A 7,917-nucleotide genomic window follows, 5' to 3' on the forward strand; every position below is an offset into this window, starting at 1 on the left:
TAGAGACGATGATAGCTATAAACTATACCTACAACGTCTCTACATTCAAAATTTGTATTACGCGGAGAATGGGTTCGCAAACAATAGTACTAGAGCGATAACCAGACCGTAAATTGTCAACGATTCCATGAACGCCAAGGTTAACAGCAATGTACCGCGAATTTTTCCTTCTGCTTCAGGTTGACGAGCAATACCTTCAACTGCTTGACCAGCAGCATTACCTTGACCAATACCAGGCCCAATTGCAGCTAAACCGATAGCGAGAGCAGCAGCAAGTACAGAAGCAGCAGCAACTAATGGATCCATTTTGGTTTTCCTCGGTGTTATTACAAAAAAATGAACAGGTTGTTAGATTTTATCCAATCTAAAATTACATCAAAAGGTGTTGCTTTGATGTTGTTTAATGTTCCTCATGTTCTTCGCCATGACCTTCTAATGCCTCATGAACATAGGCAGCAGCTAAGGTAGCAAATACTAACGCTTGGATGGCACTGGTAAATAAACCAAGAGCCATTACAGGCAGAGGAACAAACAAAGGAACTAGTAAAACTAGTACTCCAACCACGAGTTCATCCGCCAAAATGTTACCAAAAAGACGGAAGCTTAGGGAAAGAGGTTTGGTGAAATCTTCTAGAATTGCGATTGGCAATAAGATAGGGGTTGGTTCGATATACTTTCTGAAGTACCCTAAACCTTTCTTACTAAAACCAGCGTAAAAATACGCCAAAGATGTTAGTAAAGCCAATGCAACAGTTGTATTTATGTCATTAGTCGGCGCCGCTAATTCACCTTCTGGCAACTTAAGTAGCTTCCAGGGAATTAAAGCTCCTGACCAGTTCGAGACAAAAATGAACAAAAATAATGTGCCAATAAAAGGCACCCAAGGGCGATACTCTTTTTCCCCAATTTGGTTTTTGGTCAAGTCCCGAATAAATTCTAGGGCATATTCCATTAAATTTTGGATACCACTAGGAACTTTCTGGATATTTCTCGTTGCAGCAAGCGATGCTATTACGAGAAGACCAATTACAAACCATGAGGTCAGAAATACTTGCCCATGTACTTTTAAACCACCCAGTTCCCAATAAAAGTGTTTTCCAACTTCTAACTCGGCAAGGGTAAGAGAATGGAAGACGTTGATAATATTCACCATTTTCTTCCTATATCAATTGTTTCTCCCATCTTAAACGCGCATAGCAGGGGCAAATCCCACGGGTAGATATATTTATCTAACCGCAAAAACGCTTCACTTCGCTTGTCCCGCGTGCATTCGCTAATTAGCGTCAAAAGCCGTCCGAATTACATAGAATATGAGCGTCGCTTTATAAGTCAGAAACCCCAAGAATATGGGCATTACCTGTAATTCATCCCACCGCGATGCGAGCAGAATTACTATTACCAATAATGCAAAGCGTGTTTTACTTAGCTTCTGTTTTTCTGGTCCCAAACGCTCAACATCTTTCGCCAACATTCTAATATAAATCAAGCCGGCACATGCCCCAAGTAAATAATTCAGGGCAATGTTCAGAGAATAGAAAATCCAGACAGAGACGAAAATAATCCCCGTTATCACAAGAGTAATCGATAGCAACTCTTGATAGAGTCGATAGAACTCCTGCATAGAACCATCTGGCTCTGAGTCCTTAACACCGGATTGAGCATCTTGTCGTATTGTTGGTGTAGGTTCGGTTGTTTCTTCTGACAAGCTCACGGGACTTAAAACCAGTATTTTCTAGTTATGTTGACTGCACACTCAGCCAGTTGAATCATATCACGATTGGGTAACATTACTTTAGAAAAAAACAACTAACTTAATTGTTAACCCACGATTACTCACCCTTTGCCACTACGGAAACCGCGCACAGGCAACTGATTAGACCACGAGTGATTGAAATATACTGGACACAGCACAATCAAAGCTCTTAAAGGTAGATGCCTTTGAGCGCTTGAACTACTATCCCTGGAAAACTTTTTGCCTCCGAAGTGGAGTAAGTAAATCCAATTGGGATGAGTCCTACACAAAAAGCAGATTCTTGAGAAGCGATGAATCTCAATCCTTCCCTTTCACATTTTAGCTCCTTGTTTTTAGCCGTTTGTGTCTTGCTGAACCTTATTTAAGTAAGGTCAACTTACTTAGTTATCTATCACACTTACTATTCTCTAGAGTTTATACTGAAGCTCACTAATTTTAATAATCTACATTAGTTTTCTCTATCCAAGCATATCCACTAAGAGTAGTCCAAGAAATAAATTATCCCGTAGGATATCTGTCCCAGATGTCCTACAAACAAACGGACAGGCGAGACGCCTATGCTACATGATTTATTTGGGATATTTTTTTATCGCAATACTCTAACCATTTGCAGGCGCCAGCATTATTAATTGTTGTTGTTGCAGGCGCCGGACTCCATCCAAATTAAAATCAATAGTTTTCAGAATTTCATCAACAGTTTCACTGCTATCACACGCCTGCATAAAAGCGAACTCTGCATTCGATAGATTTACTATCTTGTAATCATAATTAAATAATGTTTGACTTGGAAACCCATCTATGCATGGGCTAATTTCAGGAATTGCCGTCAGCAATGCACTATCTGACCAGTTAACTTTATTTAATGGTGGACGTGCCAGGAAAAACTCATAATGACTCGTTTCAGGTTCCAATAGCTCAATCAAACGATAGCGCTGACGTTCGGTGAGGTGTTCCGCGCGTTCCATTAATTCAGGTGCAGACCCTATAAGTCTTTGTAAATCCCAAAAAGCCGGATTTGAAAAACCAACAAATTCCAAACCCGAAGCATCAATCAGTTCAAACAGCGTATCAATATTATAGTCAATCTCCTGTGGATGAACGTACATATCGGCAAAATTCTCATCACGCTGGTTTTCCAGTGACCAACGTTCCTTTTCACGTTTGAGAATCCGATTAATTTCTGGAAGCGAAGCAAAAATTTGCCTTCCGACTTTCACACCATCCTTATAGTCTCCGCGTTTATCACCTTGGAGTAACGCAACTGCACGTTGCATAAGTCTAATTTCCCAGCGTCCTAATTCCCCATATACAAAGATATGAAACAAACCACCAGGCGCCAGCTTTTTTGCTAAAGCTTGAATACCGCGAATAGGGTCATCGGTATGATGTAAGACTCCTACACAGTTTATTAAATCAAACTCTCCAGGTAGCTGTTCGACATCAAATAAACTTAATTGATGAAATTCTACACGATTGGCGCCGCTACGTTTACAACGTTCCCTAGCAACTTCGAGCGTTCCTGCACTCAGATCAATGCCAACAACCTGCGCTTCAGGGTTGAGATGTACTAAGTACTCAGTCCCCACACCCGAACCACAACCCGCATCCAGAATACGAATATCTCGTTTCTGTGGTTTCATCCCAGTGCAAAAATTATAAGCAGCCAACCAATTCCAGCGCCAATTATAACCAGGTGGTGCCTCATCCAGAATTGGCTCCGGTGGAAACGGGTATGTATCGTAGAGTTTAGCAACTTTCTCGCTAACTTTTTGAGTATCGGACATAGTGTAAACAACATCGTAGTACTTAGTAGTGTATCCTGCGAATGGACGCTTCGCGCGGCTATATCAAAACTACTAGTCTGTGTCAATAGTTTTGGTGTGTTCTCTCTTCTTAATTCTTCCTTTGCGCCCTTTGCGTTCTTTGCGGTTCGTTTTTTCTACTCCCCAAATTTAATGGGTTGCTGATTTTAACAGTTTTGCTATCTAGTGCGGTTTTACTTCGAGCGATTAGGCGGCAAACTAAACGAGATTGGTTTGCTTACACAGCAACAGTTATACTTGGTCTTTACACGCATTTATTTTTTGGATTTGTTGCCGTTACACATGGAGTATATGTACTAATAAATTATGGTATTAAAAATAAAAGTACTTTAATTTATTATTTACAGTCAACGTTTTTAGCTCTATTAGCATTTTCTCCTTGGCTATTTTTAATACTATCTCAAATCAATCGAGTTGCGGATACAGTAAGTTGGATAAACGAGCCTTTATCTTTTGATGGTTTAACAACTGGTTGGCAAGTGCATTTTAGCCGTATATTTTTTGATGTGATACCCATTTATCTTAGAGATAATATGGAAAATGTATTATGGTGGTCAACCATTCGAGTACTGATCTTACTAACTTTGTTTGCTGTTTATTTTTTACGCAAGGCGCCTAAGAAAACATCTTCGTTTTTATTAATTTTTACATTTATCCCAGTATTTACTTTAGTTATTCCCGATTTGCTTTTTGGTGGAAAGCGCTCAATTCAGTTACGCTATTCAATAATACCTTATATTGGATACCATTTAATTGTTGCCTATTTACTTGGAACAAAAGTGAAAGATGCTCACAATCAAAGTAAAAGTAAAATAAATAAGGTTGTGTGGCGAACTATTTTGGCTTCACTAATTGTTATGGTAATAACATCATGGCCATTAAACTTTCAGCAAAAAACCTGGTGGAACAAATATTATAATTTTGAAAATCCTCAACTTACCAAAATCGTTAATCAAAGCACATCACCATTAATCGTATGCGTAGACTGTGATAATAATTGGGGATTTGGAAATTTGACATCATGGAGTTATTTATTAGATGTTAAAGTTCGCTTTCAGGCATTTAAGGCTAAAGAATTTAATATTTCTCAATTGCCTAATAATTTTACTACCTATTTTCTTTTCAACGCTGACGAGCAACTTCGTAATGAATTGACTAATAAGCATCAAATTAAACTTGAAGAAGCTTATAAAGGAGCAACACCATTGTGGAAGCTAGACAAAGTGAATAAAAACTAGCAGCGTATGCAATGGATGTAACGGATAAATTTATTACGAACATGTACTAATTTTACAGAACCATCTCAATTTGACAAAAAATATAATTTGTCATTAGTCGCAAAGCAAAGAATCTTAGTTATCTTCAAACTAATTTAGATGCTTCACATAGTAAGGATAGCATAATTATTCAAAATTTACTATCTGTCATATGTTATAGTTTTGTAATTTATTCTGTTTTTGAGTAAAATTTAAGATATAAGTATTAAATTGTGCTTTAAATTTTGCTTATCCTACATTATGACTATTTCGCGCACGCCTGACTATTCTTTGATATCACTCTTTAGTGGAATTGGCGGAATGGACTTAGGGTTACACCAATGTGGATTTCAGCCTCTCTTCTGTGCGGAGATAGATGTAAATGCTGCTACAACACTTCGTAATTGGTTATCTAACCATAACATTAATTGCGAGACAGCTTCCGATATTAGAAAAGTAGACCCAGAAATTTTGATTAAAAATTTAGGTATATCTCCCGGAGAATTAGATATTTTAGCTGGTGGCCCCCCTTGCCAATCATTTTCATTAATAGGTAAGAGAAATTCTTTAGTTGATGAGAGAGGATTACTACTTTTTGAAATGGTAAGATTCGCTTCGGTGTTTTTACCGAAAGTAATTTTAATTGAGCAAGTGAAAGGTCTTTTAAGTGCTGCTTGTTTAAATAAGCAGAAAGGAGGTGTATTACTCGACTTAGTTAAAGAACTTGAAAAAATAGGTTATCAAGTTAATTACCAAATATTAAAAGCATCTGATTACGGAGTACCCCAACTTCGAGAGCGCTTATTTATTGTAGCATCACATAAAAAATTTATTTTTCCAGAACCAACTCATTGTCCCATAAATAAACTCGAAAATACGTTACTTAGTTATATTTATAAACCGTATGTAACAGTGCATGATGCTATAAGTGATTTACCAGCACCTGTAAAGAAAAATGAATTAGAAACAGTGCCAAATCACACTGATATTACACCAAAACGAGATAAAGATAGAATTCACGGAGTTCCTGAAGGAGAATGTTTAGCAAGACAATTAAATTTGCCATCTGAGCAAAGACAACGACTTGACCCTTTCAAAGATACTACTAAATTCAGAAGATTATCTTGGTGCCAGCCTAGTTTAACATTGAGAGGAGGTGAAGTATTTTATCATCCTTCCGAAGACCGATATTTAACTCCGCGCGAATGCATGAGATTACATGGTTTTCCAGATGACCACATTTTAATTGGACCGATACGTGGACGCAGTGGAAGTGTTAAAACTTTAGACCAACATAGAATGGTTGCTAATTCTGTACCCCCTATACTTTCTCGTATTTTAGGTGAATGTATTATTAAGCAATATTTAGCTACCAAATCTTTTAATTCTAAGCACGATAAAGCTTTTGCCTCATAACTTAACTATTGCAGCAAGTTTACGCCTTAACATTGCCTTTAATAGTTCTTTTTTATGAGGAGTTTGCTTTGGTAGTAAGATATCAGTAGCACAATTATTGCCAGAGAAATCAAGACCAGCGTTAATTTTATGTACATCACTTACATATATATCTCGGCTTGCAGATGGATATGATAAAGCAATAAAATTTATATTCCCTGTATCTGAAGATGAAATATCTTCTAAAGAAAGTTTTGTTGTTCTTTCAATATTTTTAATAAGCTGGTCTTGAACTATCCAATAGGCTTTTCCTCCCCATATTTCAGCAAGTGCTGATTTTGAAAATAACTGAGTAGCCATTCTCCCCCAAACTTGACGCTTATTAATACCTGGAGTTTTATGTTCTTGACCTAATATTGCTTTAGTAAAAGCAGATGCTATATTTGTCTCTTTCTTTGTATTAGAGCCGCTAGTACTTGCTGTCATTACTTCAAAAATTATTGGGCAAGATAAATCTGGCAAGATTTTAAATATTAAATCTTGACCATATTTACCCTCACATAACTGATTTTGACGAGCGCATTTTATAACTTCTTTAATATCTTCTTCTGTATTAAGCTCAAAAGCATCAATAATCTTTTGTATAGTAACATTTTTTAAAACTGGAGCTGCTATGAAATCAAAGTGATAGTCTACCTGACTATTACTATCATTGTCTCCATATTGAAGATAAACTTCTGACCATATTCCAGTATCACAATTCTTAGGTAAATTTGCTGCTACTAGTATATCTTTTTCATAATCTTGTAATGATGTATTAACATCGGGAATCACTTTATCTTCATTTTTGAATCCGAATAATCTTCTTGGACATACTATCCAAATTTCGGAACCATAATCTATTGAACAAATGCCTGGAATAACATCAGATATATCTTGGTCAAAATAGCTTTTCAAACTTTGATTTTTAGTTAAATCAATTTTAGTTTGATTTCGGTTCCCTCCTCCATCACATCTACTTTTCGTAAAAGGACAAAACGCAGCTTTTCTTTCTTGAAGATCTTCTTCAGATGAAATAATTACTGGCTTTCCAAATAATTCATATATTACTGGCATAATTCTGCTGGTTACATTAATTTAACAAATACAGTCGGACATATAATTTAGAAGCTTGCTTGATTATAGAAATATCAAAATTGCCGAATAACTTAATCGTATTGCCAAACTAAAGAGAGTGTCAATAGAAACGTTTGGTAGGGACGTTATATGCAACGTCTCTATAAAGGGTTTTATAAGATTATGTGACTTACAGGACTTACGCATTTTGTCATGCTAAACATAGTGAAGTTTCTCTAAGATTCTTCACTGCGTGACTAATCACAGTTTTTGGTTAAAATACATAAGCCCTAACTGACACAAAACTATAAACCAATAGCAAAACTTTCTTGTCAAAAGTTTTGGTGTGTTCTCTCTTCTTAATTCTTCCTTTGCGCCCTTCGCGTCCTTTGCGGTTCGTTTTTCCAACGCCCCAGAATTAATGACACCAACCATCAAGGGGGGTTGGGGTAGGCTGTTGACTTTGATGGTTTAGAGAAAATATTTTTTCATACAGAATTTGTGCCTCATAGCGCCTGCGTAAAAAGCTAATAATAATCAGGGTTTTGAGCTTTACGACTGAACACAACAATAG

7 protein-coding genes are annotated in these 7,917 nt (G+C 36.8%); 2 read left to right on the forward strand and 5 right to left on the reverse strand.

Annotation, left to right across the window (positions count from 1 at the left end):
- Positions 1-57 precede the first annotated feature (57 nt).
- The 4 genes from atpE to AC2JBO_RS19560 form a co-directional block, all read right to left on the reverse strand.
- On the reverse strand, positions 58-306 hold the full coding sequence (gene atpE, locus AC2JBO_RS19545; protein WP_127083427.1) for an ATP synthase F0 subunit C: 249 nt from the start codon (positions 304-306) through the stop codon (positions 58-60).
- 94 nt (positions 307-400) lie between these two features.
- The gene (gene atpB / locus AC2JBO_RS19550) at positions 401-1,153 is read right to left on the reverse strand and encodes a F0F1 ATP synthase subunit A (RefSeq protein ID WP_496955319.1); all 753 of its coding nucleotides are present in this window, start codon (positions 1,151-1,153) and stop codon (positions 401-403) included.
- Between the two features lie 120 nt (positions 1,154-1,273).
- Positions 1,274-1,711: an ATP synthase subunit I gene (locus tag AC2JBO_RS19555; protein ID WP_496955320.1), complete on the reverse strand. Its 438-nt coding sequence runs from the start codon at positions 1,709-1,711 to the stop codon at positions 1,274-1,276.
- 641 nt (positions 1,712-2,352) lie between these two features.
- Complete coding sequence (locus AC2JBO_RS19560; RefSeq protein WP_496955321.1) at positions 2,353-3,537, reverse strand: class I SAM-dependent methyltransferase; 1,185 nt, start codon at positions 3,535-3,537, stop codon at positions 2,353-2,355.
- 176 nt (positions 3,538-3,713) lie between these two features.
- Between AC2JBO_RS19560 and AC2JBO_RS19565 the strand changes: the two genes are divergently transcribed.
- A complete protein-coding gene (locus AC2JBO_RS19565; protein ID WP_496955322.1) occupies positions 3,714-4,814 on the forward strand; it encodes a glycosyltransferase family 39 protein in 1,101 nt (366 codons plus the stop codon).
- A 279-nt stretch (positions 4,815-5,093) separates the two neighbouring features.
- On the forward strand, positions 5,094-6,248 hold the full coding sequence (locus AC2JBO_RS19570) for a DNA cytosine methyltransferase (RefSeq protein WP_496955323.1): 1,155 nt from the start codon (positions 5,094-5,096) through the stop codon (positions 6,246-6,248).
- Here the strand turns inward: AC2JBO_RS19570 and AC2JBO_RS19575 are convergent.
- Positions 6,243-7,343 (reverse strand): hypothetical protein, encoded by a 1,101-nt coding sequence (locus tag AC2JBO_RS19575; RefSeq protein ID WP_496955324.1) that lies wholly within the window; start codon positions 7,341-7,343, stop codon positions 6,243-6,245. The two genes, AC2JBO_RS19570 and AC2JBO_RS19575, sit on opposite strands and share 6 nt — an antisense overlap.
- Positions 7,344-7,917: the final 574 nt, after the last annotated feature.

The organism is Calothrix sp. CBUCES-K 9914 (assembly GCF_059640475.1).